This is a genomic window from Spirillospora sp. NPDC047279 (assembly GCF_040643285.1).
Classification (GTDB): Bacteria; Actinomycetota; Actinomycetes; order Streptosporangiales; family Streptosporangiaceae; genus Spirillospora.
Genome location: NZ_JBEYUA010000006.1, coordinates 1 through 11,568 on the forward strand (window position 1 = coordinate 1; position 11,568 = coordinate 11,568).

At 70.7% G+C, this 11,568-nt stretch carries 11 protein-coding genes; 5 read left to right on the top strand and 6 right to left on the bottom strand.

Features of this window, described 5'->3' with window-relative positions; all coding sequences use genetic code 11:
* Positions 1-205: 205 nt before the first annotated feature.
* The 3 genes from ABZ810_RS16290 to ABZ810_RS16300 form a co-directional block, all read right to left on the bottom strand.
* Positions 206-1,495 carry a DUF222 domain-containing protein gene (locus tag ABZ810_RS16290; protein ID WP_358403671.1) on the bottom strand — a complete coding sequence of 430 codons (1,290 nt, stop codon included), beginning with the start codon at positions 1,493-1,495 and terminating at the stop codon, positions 206-208.
* Between the two features lie 1,174 nt (positions 1,496-2,669).
* Positions 2,670-3,758 carry a cytochrome P450 gene (locus ABZ810_RS16295; protein WP_358403672.1) on the bottom strand — a complete coding sequence of 363 codons (1,089 nt, stop codon included), beginning with the start codon at positions 3,756-3,758 and terminating at the stop codon, positions 2,670-2,672.
* A complete protein-coding gene (locus ABZ810_RS16300) occupies positions 3,733-5,175 on the bottom strand; it encodes an AarF/ABC1/UbiB kinase family protein (protein ID WP_358403673.1) in 1,443 nt (480 codons plus the stop codon). The genes ABZ810_RS16295 and ABZ810_RS16300 overlap by 26 nt, the downstream gene beginning before the upstream one ends.
* A 53-nt stretch (positions 5,176-5,228) precedes the next feature.
* On the opposite strand from ABZ810_RS16300, the gene ABZ810_RS16305 reads away from it, so the two are divergent.
* The gene (locus tag ABZ810_RS16305; protein WP_358403674.1) at positions 5,229-5,819 is read left to right on the top strand and encodes a helix-turn-helix domain-containing protein; all 591 of its coding nucleotides are present in this window, start codon (positions 5,229-5,231) and stop codon (positions 5,817-5,819) included.
* Positions 5,820-5,942: 123 nt separating this feature from the next.
* On the opposite strand, the gene ABZ810_RS16310 is transcribed toward ABZ810_RS16305, so the two are convergent.
* The gene (locus ABZ810_RS16310) at positions 5,943-6,779 is read right to left on the bottom strand and encodes an SDR family NAD(P)-dependent oxidoreductase (RefSeq protein ID WP_358403676.1); all 837 of its coding nucleotides are present in this window, start codon (positions 6,777-6,779) and stop codon (positions 5,943-5,945) included.
* A gap of 73 nt (positions 6,780-6,852) precedes the next feature.
* On the opposite strand from ABZ810_RS16310, the gene ABZ810_RS16315 reads away from it, so the two are divergent.
* Both ABZ810_RS16315 and ABZ810_RS16320 read left to right on the top strand, forming a co-directional pair.
* Positions 6,853-7,431, top strand: coding sequence for a TetR/AcrR family transcriptional regulator (locus ABZ810_RS16315; protein ID WP_358403678.1), 579 nt, complete (start codon positions 6,853-6,855; stop codon positions 7,429-7,431).
* An 89-nt stretch (positions 7,432-7,520) separates the two neighbouring features.
* Entirely contained in the window at positions 7,521-8,291 is a 771-nt protein-coding gene (locus ABZ810_RS16320) for a putative protein N(5)-glutamine methyltransferase (protein ID WP_358403679.1), read from the top strand.
* A gap of 324 nt (positions 8,292-8,615) precedes the next feature.
* Here the strand turns inward: ABZ810_RS16320 and ABZ810_RS16325 are convergent, their stop codons facing one another.
* Positions 8,616-9,161 (bottom strand): hypothetical protein, encoded by a 546-nt coding sequence (locus ABZ810_RS16325; RefSeq protein ID WP_358403681.1) that lies wholly within the window; start codon positions 9,159-9,161, stop codon positions 8,616-8,618.
* A 545-nt stretch (positions 9,162-9,706) separates the two neighbouring features.
* Between ABZ810_RS16325 and ABZ810_RS16330 the strand changes: the two genes are divergently transcribed.
* Complete coding sequence (locus tag ABZ810_RS16330) at positions 9,707-10,246, top strand: hypothetical protein (RefSeq protein ID WP_358403682.1); 540 nt, start codon at positions 9,707-9,709, stop codon at positions 10,244-10,246.
* Between the two features lie 175 nt (positions 10,247-10,421).
* A complete protein-coding gene (locus ABZ810_RS16335; RefSeq protein ID WP_358403683.1) occupies positions 10,422-10,964 on the top strand; it encodes a hypothetical protein in 543 nt (180 codons plus the stop codon).
* A gap of 101 nt (positions 10,965-11,065) precedes the next feature.
* Here the strand turns inward: ABZ810_RS16335 and ABZ810_RS16340 are convergent, their stop codons facing one another.
* The gene (locus ABZ810_RS16340) at positions 11,066-11,554 is read right to left on the bottom strand and encodes a MarR family winged helix-turn-helix transcriptional regulator (RefSeq protein ID WP_358403684.1); all 489 of its coding nucleotides are present in this window, start codon (positions 11,552-11,554) and stop codon (positions 11,066-11,068) included.
* Positions 11,555-11,568 lie beyond the last annotated feature (14 nt).

The following is an 11,568-nucleotide window of genomic DNA, read 5'->3' on the forward strand; positions in this document are numbered from 1 at the left end:
CGGTGGCCACCGGCCGGTCGAGATCTACACCAACCCGAGCCAGCATCCCCAACTTTCAGATCCGGGTTTCTGAGCCAACTTCTTGACGCGAGACACCACTGTGATGCTCGCGGCGGACGGCAGGAGGGCTGCGGCATTTGTGGGCGTGCCTGTGGGCCCGGTGGTGTGGTGTCTCCGCCGGGCCCAAAGGTTGGTTGTGGGGTGTTCAGGCTGCGAGGTGGTGGCCGTTCCACGGGTTGTCGCTGTCACCTGGGTCGGGTGTTCGTCCCGTGGGCCATCTGCCGCGTCTTGATCGTGCGATCCCGCCGGGTGGCAGCGCCCGGTAGACGTAGCGTCCGTGCTGGTCCTTGGTGATCTGTATCTGGTCGGGGTGGGTGTGTTTCCACCGGTTGTGCCAGCCGCAGCACAGCGCGAGTTTGTTGATGTCGGTGGGGCTGTTTCCCAGCGCCCACCCATCGACGTGGTCGACTTCGCACAGGAAGCCCGGCACCTCACACCCACGCACCGCGCAGGTGTCGTATTGGGTTTCCAGCACCCTGCGTTGGCCTGGGCTGGCGATCCGGACGGTGTGGCCCAGGTAGAGCGGCACGTTCCCCGGCCCCAGGAGCAGCGGTGAGACGCCGGCGGTGAGCGCCAGCCGCCGCACCTGCTCGGCCGGGACCTGGGTGCCGTCACGCAGCCAACCGGGCGCGCCCTCGCCCATCAGCGTCTCCAGGTTGGCGATGACGGTGACGCGGGTGTCCTTGTGCCCCTGCGACAGCACCGTCGTCAACGCTGCTGCGGTCCGTTCACCTAGGTCGCGGCGGTCGTCGGTGCCTGCGGGTTTGGTCAGCGGGCCGAGGGTGCCCTCCAGGATCCCGGCGTCTTCGGGATTGAGCCACCCGTTCACATACGACCCACCATCCAACGACCGGCTCAACGTCAACCACGAACGCTCATAACCGCGCTTGACGTCCTCGGGGGCTTTCTCGGTGCCGCTCTGCTCAGCCACCAGGTCATGGATCTTGCGGCCCAACCGCGCCACCTTGCCCGCCGACAAGCCGTCGTTGGCCGCGTTCAACAGGATGTCCTCGGCGGCCGCGCAGTCCTCATCGTTCAACCGCTGCACGGCGTCGGCAACCGTAGCCGCGTAGCCGAGCGACAGGGCACCGGCAGCCAGGTCCTTACTCACCCGCTCCAAACGCGGCAACTGCCGGGCCAGGGTGATGCGTTCTTTCGCGCGGCCTTCCCGCATCCCCAGACGGCAGCGCAGCCACGCCTGGGTGGACGGCAGCCCCCAGTTTTTCATTTCACCGGTGCGATCCACTACTGCGATCATCGCAGCCAATGCGAATTCGCCTTGATCGAACGCACGCGCCAACTCCTCGGCCAACTCCATGCAAGCAGATCCGGAGTCGGGGGCGGGCCGGTGTGCGAGTTGGGTGGCGATCGCGGCTACCGCTTCCACCAATTCCGCGGTGGAAGCGGTCTCTAGATCCGTCGCGATCGAATGCATGTCTTGATTATATCGACGGTCACGGATTGCAATTATCTGATTACGGACATTTCGGATGGCCGCAGGTGGCCAACAATTCACCCGGACGCAATCAGGTCGCGGCGGGCGGCACCGTTGGGTGGTTGATCAGGTCGCGGCGGGCGGCACCGTTGGGTGGTTGATCGTCCAACGGTCGTGCGTGGCCCGGCACGGGTGAGTCGGAGTCTGAGCCGGCTGCTGCTGGTGGATGGCTGAGCGGAGCCGGACTGGCCCATTGCGCACAAGCCTCCGCCCCTCCGAGCGTTGCTGGCACGTTGGCGCAGGCCCCAGAGGTCCAAGGGTGCGATTAGGCGGAGGCGGCGCTGCCGCCTGAGGTTGTGCCGGAAACCCGCGCTTCGCGCGGCCAAAAAGTTCGAACATCAACCACAGACCCGCCCACGCAATGGCAGGAAAGCCCTGACCGGCCGCCTACTTTCTTGTCGATGCCAAGCTTGAACAGCAGATCCCACCCACCCGCATCCGGGCGCCCACGCGTAGCCACAGGGGTGACCGGGGCCGCCAACCCCGAAGGGGCTAAAGATCTAACCGGAGAAGCATCGACCCGCAGCGAAGCATCAAGGCTCAACCGCCCGCCCACTTTCTTGTCGCTGCCGCGTTTGAACAGAAAGCCCACTGACTCCGCACCCGGGCGAACAGCCGGACCAAAGGGGCGGCCGACGCCGCTAATCCCGAAAGGGTTAATGATCTAAGCAGGAACGTGTCGACCCGCAGCGAAAGCCAGACCTTAACGCCCCTCATACCTTCTTGTCGCTGCCGCGTCTGAACAACAGACCGCCCCGACCTGCACTCGGGCGGAAGGTTGGATCAACGGAGTGACCGATGCCGCCGCCCCGACAGGATCAAAGAGATTGAACCGGAGATGTTCCGTCCCACAAGAACCCAGAGACCTCAGCCCCATCCCCCTTCTAGTCGCTGCCGAGATTGAAGCCGCTTCCCGCTCGCCCGGCTCCCGTACTTGGACGACCGGTGAACCAAGGGACGACCGGTGAGCCAAGGAGGGCCCTTGTTCAGTGCCTCCGTCCTGACCAGAGAGACGTCCAGAGACATGCAGACCGGGCAGGCAAACACAGAGCCCCAGCCCCCAGCCCCCGTCCCCGCCCCCAGGCGCGAATTCCCGAACCAAATGCCGCGATTGCTACAGGCGGACGGGAAGGGAGGTGAGGCTGTGGAACGTACTCGAAGAGCGCCAGGTCGGATCAGGGGTGGCTAGGCGAAGGGTGGGGTAGCGGGTGAAGAGGCGGGGCAGGGCTTCGGTGGCTTCCATGCGGGCCAGGCCGGCGCCTAGGCAGTAGTGGTGCCCGGAGCCGAAGGCCAGATGGGGCTGCGGGACGCGGGACAGGTCAAGGCGGTCGGGGTCGGGGGCGGGCCCGTAGCGGCGGGGGTCTCGGTGGATCTCGTCGATGTGGAGGACGGCGGGATGGCCGGCGGGGATTTCGCAGCCGCCGATGCGGTGGTCGGTGAGGGCCAGGCGGCCGACGCGTTTGACGGGGGTTTGGAGGCGGAGGAGTTCTTCGATGGCGTGAGGCGGGTTGGCGTGGAGGTGCGGGATCTGGTCGGGGTTCTGGAGGAGGGCCAGCGTTCCGTTGCCGATGAGGTTGGCGGTGGTCTCGTGGCCGGCGGCCAGGAGGAGGACGCACGTTCCGACCATTTCCTCGGGGGTCATTCCGGCGGTCGCCAGGGCGCTGATGAAGTCGTCGCGGGGCGCGCGATGGCGTTCGTCGAGGACGGGCAGCAGGAACATGGTGAGTTCCTGCGCGGCGAGGACGCTCTGTTCGAGGTCGTCGGCGGTGGGCGACCATTCGAGCATGCGGACGAGGGCGGGGGTTCGGGCGCGGAAGAGTTCGGCGCCTTCCAGCCCCACGTCGAGGAGTTCGGCGATGACCGCGAGCGGGATGAGGTAGGCCGCCTCCTCCATGAGGTCGACTTCGGGGGACGCGAAGAGATCGTCCAGGACGGCGTCGATGACGGCGATGACGCGGGGGCGGAGGCGTTCCAGGGCTCGCGGCGTGAACGCGGGCGCGATCAGGGTGCGCAGGCGCGTGTGGTCGGGCGGGTCCAGGAAGAGGAGGACGCCGGGCGGCAGGGCGCGGAGGATCTCGGGCGCCTCGGGGTTGCGGGCGGGGTCACTGCTCCAGCCGGGGCCGCGCAGGATCTCTGACGCCTCGTCGTAACCGGTGACGACGAAGGAGCGCAGGTCGTCAACCCAGCGAACCGGCTCGGTCACGGTTGTCGGCATTTTCCCTCCAGAAGGCTTGGTCGAGTTCGCCGTACGGGGTGGCGGGCGGATCGCCGTGGTCCCACTCGCGGCAGATGGCGTCCCAGGGGCCGGTGGCGTTCAGTTCGGCCAGGACGGCGGTCATGCCCAGGTCGATGCGGGTCAGCAGGAGGTAGTCGGGCCGTATGGACAGGCGCCGGACCACCGAGCTCTGCGGGCCGAACGGGGAGAACATGCTCCGCACCGCTTCGGCGGCGTGGTCGGAGGTGTACGTGAACGGCTGCGGGTCGACGATCGGGCGGAGCGAGGTGCGGAAGTAGGCCAGGACCTCGGCCGGTTCGGGGAGGTCAGGGTTGGAGACGTCGATGAAGCCGGCTTCGGCCATGGCGGCGAAGACCCCGTCGGCGTCGCCGGCCGCGGTCGCCTGGACGAGGTCGCGGATGCCGGAGACCTGGCGGCGGCTGAAGCGCTTGACGCAGCCGAAGTCGAGGAAGGTGACGGTGCCGTCGGCGTTGAACAGGTAGTTGCCCGGGTGCGGGTCGGCGTTGAAGAGGCCGAACCGGCGCAGGGTGCCGAGCGTGAAACGGTAGACGGCCTCGGCCCACTGGTCCTTGAGGGCCTGGTCGTCCACGGTCAGGGCCTGTGACCAGCGCATTCCTTCGGCCAGGCCCATGGTGAAGACCCGGCCGGTGCTCAGCTCGGAGATCACTTCGGGGACGCGGATGAACGGGTGGCCGCGGTAGGCGTCGGCGAACTCGGCCTGGTTGGCCGCCTCGCGCCGGTAGTCCAGTTCCTCGCCGATGCGTTCGGCGGCCTCGTGGGCGAGCTTGCGCACGTCCACCCGTGTCATGCCGCCGGCGAGCGGGCGGGCCAGCTGGAAGAACGTGGCGAGCAGTTCGGTGTTGCCCAGGTCGGCCCGGATCGCCTCGGCCACGCCCGGGTACTGGATCTTCACCGCGACCTGGCGGCCGTCGTGGAGGCGCGCGGCGTGCACCTGGCCGATCGAGGCGGCGGCGAGGGGTTCGGGGGTGAACTCGGCGAACACCTCCTCGGGCGGCGCGCCGAGCTCGGCGGTCACCACCCCGCGGGCGACCTCGGTCGGCATCGGCGGGGCGTCGTCCTGCAGCCGGGCGAGCGCGGTCCGGTAGACGCGCTGGTAGTCGCCGTCGACCGCGGGCGCGAACGAGACGAAGGAGAGCAGCTGACCCGCCTTCATCAGGACGCCCTTGGAACGTCCGAGGCTCTGGACGTACCGCTCGGCGGCCCGCGCGTGCACCTCGGCGGAGGTGTCCTTGCCCGTGACCTTCTTGCGCAGCGAGGCGACCACCGCCTCCCCGGCGGTGCGGCTCGCCATCCCCAGCATGGGCGCCGCGCGGACGACGCGGCCTTTGCGGATGGGTTGCGGCCGTTCCTCGTTCTCAGTCATAAGCGAGTCCCCGTAAGTAGACACTGCTGTCTGCTCAGTGTTTACTTAGGTGCGTGACAGCGTCAAGCCCGACCAGAGAGCGGATCGTCGACTCGGCCATGCGGCTCTTCGGCGAGAACGGCTACCGCGGCACGAGCGTCGCCCAGATCGAGGAGGCGGCCGGGCTCACCCCGGGCGCGGGTGGTCTCTACCACCACTTCCGGTCGAAGGAGGCCGTGCTCTCGGCCGGGATCGAGCGGCATCTCGCGCGGCTCGACGCGCTGCGCGACATCCGCCGCGTGCTGACCGACCTCGGCGACCTCCGGGCGGAGCTCACCCTCACGGCCCGGTACATCCTGGCCGAGCTGGACAGCGAGGAGGAGCTGCTCCGGATCATGGCGTCCGAGGCGCGCAGCCTGCCGGGGATCGTCGAGGTCGCGATCGAGCAGCTGGTGAGCAGCACGTACGCCGGGTTCGCCGCCTGGCTGCACGACCGCGCCGCCCTGCCGGAGGAGCGCGCCACCGCCGTCGCCGCCGTCGGGCTCGGCTCCCTGCTGTCGTCCCGCGTGCTGCGCAGCGTGCTCCGGGTGACCTCCGTCGGGGTCGACGACGACACGTTCGTGACCACGTGGGTCGAGATGATGCACGCCATGCTCGGCGAGTGACCGGCCCGGATCTGCCAGATCACCTATGAGGAGTGTGTTCCGCCTCGCGCGCCGGACCGCCCGCCGGCCGCGTAACGGGACGTACCGGGAGGCGAGTCCGGCCCGGCGCGTACCGGGGACGCGTCATGGGGCGAGTCCGGCCAGGCGCGCGCTCTCTTCCCACAGCCTGTCGCAACGTGCGGCGTCGGTGGTGTGCGGTGCGGTGTCCACCTGCGTCCGGCCGACGAAGAACCGGCCCGTCACACCCTCGACCTCGTCCGACGCGGCCAGCCACGCGGGCGTGTCCGCGCCCGCGTCGGGTCCTTTCAGACGGGGGCCGGCCTCCAGGAGGATCTTGAACGCCTTCAGCGCGCCGCGGGTCTCCCTGCCGAGCCCGGTGCCCTTGATGATCCCCGGATGGGCCCCGTTCACCGTGGCCGAGCCGTCGAGGCGCCGGGCCAGGGCGTAGACGAACATCGCGTTCATGTTCTTGGTACGTCCGTAGAGCACGAACGGCCGGACGCTGGGCACCGGGCCGAGCCCGCGCACGGACCCCAGGTCGTCGACGTCGACCGGCACCCGGGCCAGCCCGCCGGGGTCCGCGCCCACGACCACGAACCGCGAGGCCCGCCCCGCCATCAGCCGCATCAGGAGGTAGGGCGCGAGGTGGTTGGTGGCCAGCGTCCGCTGGATCCCCTCCGACGTGACGTCGTCGAGGCGGGCCATGACGGCGGCGTTGCTGATCAGGGCGTCCACCGGCGGGAGCCTCGCCGCGAGCGCCCGCACGTCGGCCATCAGCGCCAGGTCGGCCCGTTCGAGCGTCAGGTCCGCGTGCGGCACGGCGCTCCGCACACGTTCGGCCGCCGCCCGCAGCCGCCCGTCGTCGCGCCCGACCATCACCACGGACGAGTCCGCGGCCAGCCGGCGGACGATCGCCTCGCCGATGCCGCCGCTCGCCCCGGTCACCACCACACGCCCCATCACGACCTCCTTGGTTGACGTTGTCAACCTAGTCGGCGAGGTTGACAACGTCAACCGTCGCTAAGCTGGCCGGATGGGCACCCGCGAGGCGCTGATCGACGCCGCAACCCGCCTCCTGGACGAAGGCGGCGTCGACGCCGTGACGCTGCGCGAGGTCGGCGCCCGCGTCGGCGTCTCGCACAACGCGCCCTACAAACACTTCGCGAACAAGCAGTCGCTGCTCGCCGCCGTCGCCGCCCGCGAGCTCGCCTCGCTCACCACCGCGCGCCCGGCCGGCCCGCCCGGCGAGGTCCTCCGCGCGGCGATGCGCGGCTACATCGCCTGGGCCCGCAGCCACCCCAACCGCTTCAAGCTCGTCTTCGGCACCTGGACCGCCGACGCCGAAGGCCTCGGCGCCGCCGCGCACGCCGCCCAGACCGCCCTCGTCGGCCTCGTCTCGTCGGCCCAGCAGGCCGGGGCCCTGCCCGCGGGCGACCCCGTTCGCCTGGCGTCCCTGATCCGCTCCCTCGCGCACGGCGCCGCCGACCTCGCCGCCGCCGGCCATCTCGCCGCCGAGGGCAAGGGCCGCGCCGACCCCGAGGACCTGCTGGACGACCTGCTCGGCTACCTGCGGCGAGCGTCCGATACCGTTACAGATCCGCGCACGGCCTGAGGAGGTGAGACCCGTCAACGCCAGTTCATGCTCGGGTGCTCTCACCTCGCGCCGCCTCGGCTGAGAGCACCCTCGTCCGAGAGGCTCTCGTGCCCGACAACGTCACCGATCTCCGCATCGTCGCCGCGCTCCGCGCCGCCGGCTGCGTCTTCGCCGAAGACGAGGCCGCCCTCCTCACCGCCACGGCCCGCACCCCCGCCGAGCTCGCCGCCATGGTCGACCGCCGCGTCGCCGGGCTCCCCCTCGAACACGTCCTGGGCTGGGCCGGGTTCTACGGCCTGCGCGTGCACGTCTCCCCCGGCGTGTTCGTGCCCCGCCGCCGCAGCGAGTTCCTGGTCGACCAGGCCGTCAAGCTCCTCACTCCCCCGGCGACCGTGGTCGACCTCTGCTGCGGCACCGGCGCACTGGGCGCGGCCATCGCCGCGACGCTCCCCGGCACCGACCTGTACGCCGCCGACATCGACCCCGCGGCCGTCCGCGACGCCCGCCGCAACATCCCCGGCGGCCACGTCTACGAAGGCGACCTCTACGCGCCCCTGCCCCCCGGCCTGCGCGGCCGCGTCGACCTCCTGGTGGCCAACACGCCCTACGTCCCGTCCGGCGAGGTGCCCTACCTGCCTGCGGAGGCCCGCGTCCACGAGCCCCAGGTGGCCCTGGACGGCGGCTCCGACGGCCTCGACATCCTCCGCCGCGTCGCCGGCGCCGCCCCGGAGTGGCTGGCCCCCGGAGGCCACCTCCTGATCGAGACCAGCGAACACCAGGCCCCCGCCGCCGTCACGGCGTTCGCCCACGCCGGCCTCGCCCCCCGCACAGCCCACTCCGAAGACCTCAACGCCACCATCATCATCGGCACCCGATGACCCGCGCCGCACCACCCACCGCCTCCACGGGCCGGGCGCTCCGCCCACGTCCACCAGCCGTGTCCGACGCCCGCGTACGCCGCCCGCGTACGCCGCCCGTTCCTGCCGTCCGGGTGCATCCCGGGGGTGCTTCTGGATGCGTTCCCGCAGGTGCCCTTCCGGGGTGTCCCGGGTGCGCCCTCGACGGTTGGAGGGCGCCCCTGGAGGTGAGGCGATGATCCGCGGATACCAAATGCTTGCGCGTGGCCATAATCATCGCCCTTTCTCTTTCCTGAGGGGCTCGTGCCTTCCGTTCAGGAAGGGTGGAAACGGGCCGGTTCCGGGTCAGGCTTGGTCGGACGGTTCCCAGACGCGCGGCCAGTTGCCCGAGGGCGGCGGCGGGCCCTCGATGCCGAGGTCGGCGCGGGCGTGAGCGTAGAAGGCGTCCCGGGCGCGGCTGGTGCGCTGGAGGGCGTTCGCCCAGCCCTCCGGATCGTCCTTCATTCCACGGGCGTACTTCTCGACGCTCCAGATGGACTCGTGCCAGGCCCGGGCCGCGGCGACCGTGGCGGCGTCACCGACCAGCAGGACCGACTCCCACTCGGCCGCACGCCGTGACTCGGCCTCGGCGAGCTGCTTGAGCCCTTCGTCCGGGTCGAGGGGATCCACGACGTGGTCGAAGCCCCGCGCCGCCCCGATGCGCAGCGAGATGCGGAGCTGGGCCTTCAACGTGTTGGCGTAGCTCGCGTACGACTGGAACCGCTGCTGGTCCCAGCGTTCGGAGCGAGCCCGCCGCCAGCGGGTCCGCTCGGTGAGGCTCGCCGCCGCGTACGAGCCGGCGGCACCGACGATCACGCCCACCAGGGCCGGCAGTTGGTCAACGAGCGCCATGCTCACTCTCCTCGAGTCCCCTATGGGATGCACCCAGCGCCGCTCACCGTTCCATCCGCCCGAAGTGGAACGGAACACAGCCGACGGCGACTCCACCCTGAAGTAGGTGAACGCCGCCCCCCGCGCCCGGCAGATGCACGCCCGGCAGATGCACGGCGACTCCACACCCGCCAGGCGAGCACCGACACCACGTCCCCGGGGCGGACGCGTAGATCTTCGCGGAGTGAACGGCGATCCCGACCCGCGGCCACGGACGACTCCCGCACGCCCGCGATGCCTGACGGCGACTCCACGCCCGACATGGCGAGCAGGCTGATCCTCGTCCTGCACGGTGGACGGTGGCTCGCCGGCCTGCGACGGCGGACGGCGGTTTGGCGTCCGGGGTGGTGAGCGGTGGTTCGGGTGGTGAGCGGGTGGTTCGGGTGGTGAGCGGTGGGTCGGGCGGAGCGGCGCTGGCCGGTTGCGGTCACCGGTCATGATCGAGCCGTGGGCGTCCCGGCGTACGTGATCCTGAACGAGGGTGCGGCGGCAGGAGGGCGGGCGCGATGGTGCGGGCGGCGGAGAAGGCGCTGGGCACGTTCGTGAAACGCTTCGAGACCGACGACGCGCGGCGCGGCGGCATCGGCGTGGGCGCGCTGCTGGTGGGTCTCCTGGCCGCGCTGGTGTCGGTGCCCATCCTGATCGCGATCTTCGCCGACGGGGAGGCCGGGCAGCTGGTGGCAGCACTGCTGCTGGCCGTCGCGATCGCCGGGCTCTGGTGGGGCGCCTCCTGCACCCGCCGGTACTTCATGACGCCCGGCGAGGTGTTCCGGGTCCGCGAGCTGGGGCTGGTCTACGAGCACGCCACCCAGTTCCGCGTGATCCCCTGGGACCAGATCAGCCACATCTCGCACCGCGGGCAGAACCACTGGGTCGGCCAGATGCTCGGCTGGGACATCTACAGCGTCATCAAGATCAAGGGCGGTGACGGTCGCAAGGGCGGCCGCCTGCTCGTCACAGGCTTCACCAAAGACGCCGACCTCCTGGTCACCCTCATCCAGTACGGCCTGGAGCACGGCACGGTCCCGCCCCTCCGCACGAACTGAACACCCCCGCAACCCCAGGCAGACGGCCCCACGCCGGGCCGAACGTTCCCTGGGCAGAGCCAAGCGCCTTGCGGACTGGGGTTGCTTGTGCGGCGGCGGGGCGTCGGCGGCGACCTGGTCTGGGGCGGCGTAAATCCTTGGCTCGGGGAGCGGCGGACGTGCGACGATCCGCGGCGTGGACGTGGCGGTGCAGTGGGTGCGGACGTACTGGACGAGGCGAACCAGGGGCGGGCCTCAGGCGGCCAGGCGTAGTGCCCTGCCCGAGGCCTTCCCCCTGCCCGACGCCTCGCCGCCGTTCGTGCATGACGTACGGATGTACGAGGGGACGGGCTACGAGCCCGAGTTCTCGCTGGCCGAGGGGCTCCCGCCCGAGGACATGGTGAGGCTGACCGAGGCGGACGGCGTTCTGCGGGTGAAGCTCGTTCCCGATCACTCGTCGCGGGAGCTCACGGGGCTCGAGGCGGGACGGAAGAGCGAGGGAGTACCGCTGAAGCGGCGGCACACCCTCAGATGGCAGGTCAACTACCGGCTCGCCGCCGAGTGGGGCTGGTACTACCGGCTCGACACGCTGAACGTCGCGTACGGCATGTGGTCCGCCGAGGTGTTCGTCCAGCCGCCGGTCCGGCGCATCGACGGGCGCACGCTCCTGTACGGCGGCGACAGCCCGCACCGGACTAGCCCGCACCGGACTAGAAGGGCACGTCGCACACGGTCGTGACGGCCGGGTGGCCTGGGCGGTGACGGCCAAGAAAGGCCAGAGCGGGGGCGGCCGGAGGGCGGGGACGGGGACGGGGACGGGGACGGCGGGGACAGCGGGGGTCAGTCGTTGAGGAGGTTTTCCCAGTGGGTGGCCATCGCGGTCATCTCGCGGATCCACTCCTCACGGCCTGCGGCGGAGCGGCCGCGCATGAGGTCCTCTTCGAGCTTGCGCGCCCGCCGGTTGACCTCGTCCAGCCGGCGTTCGCCGTCGTCGGTGAGGTAGAGGAGCTTGCGGCGGCCGTCGAGTACGGCGGTGCGCCGGACGATCAGGCCGTTGTCCTCGAGACGCCGCACGATGTCGGCCATCGTGGACCGGTCGAGCGCGACCGAGGCGGCCAGCGATCCCTGGCCGACGCCCGGGTACCTGCTGACCGCCGTGAGCACCGCGAACTGCGGGCCGGTGAGCACAGGGTCGACCACGCGCGTCCAGAGCGCCACGTACGACTGGTAGAGGCGGCGGGCCACGAAGCCGGGAGCGGCCAGAAGCTCGGCAGGCGTGGTGACCTCCGCCCCGCGACGCCTCGCGGGCTTGCCCGTCTCACTCGCCATGGGGCTACCTAACC

Bases quoted from the DNA above. Each gene is read 5' to 3' on its own strand.
- ABZ810_RS16310 (WP_358403676.1), bottom strand. From the start codon at position 6,779: ATGGGGCGTGTGGTGGTGACCGGGGCGAGCGGCGGCATCGGCGAGGCG.
- ABZ810_RS16340 (WP_358403684.1), bottom strand. From the start codon at position 11,554: ATGGCGAGTGAGACGGGCAAGCCCGCGAGGCGTCGCGGGGCGGAGGTC.
- ABZ810_RS16315 (WP_358403678.1), top strand. From the start codon at position 6,853: ATGGGCACCCGCGAGGCGCTGATCGACGCCGCAACCCGCCTCCTGGAC.
- ABZ810_RS16325 (WP_358403681.1), bottom strand. From the start codon at position 9,161: ATGGCGCTCGTTGACCAACTGCCGGCCCTGGTGGGCGTGATCGTCGGT.
- ABZ810_RS16300 (WP_358403673.1), bottom strand. From the start codon at position 5,175: ATGACTGAGAACGAGGAACGGCCGCAACCCATCCGCAAAGGCCGCGTC.
- ABZ810_RS16290 (WP_358403671.1), bottom strand. From the start codon at position 1,495: ATGCATTCGATCGCGACGGATCTAGAGACCGCTTCCACCGCGGAATTG.
- ABZ810_RS16330 (WP_358403682.1), top strand. From the start codon at position 9,707: ATGGTGCGGGCGGCGGAGAAGGCGCTGGGCACGTTCGTGAAACGCTTC.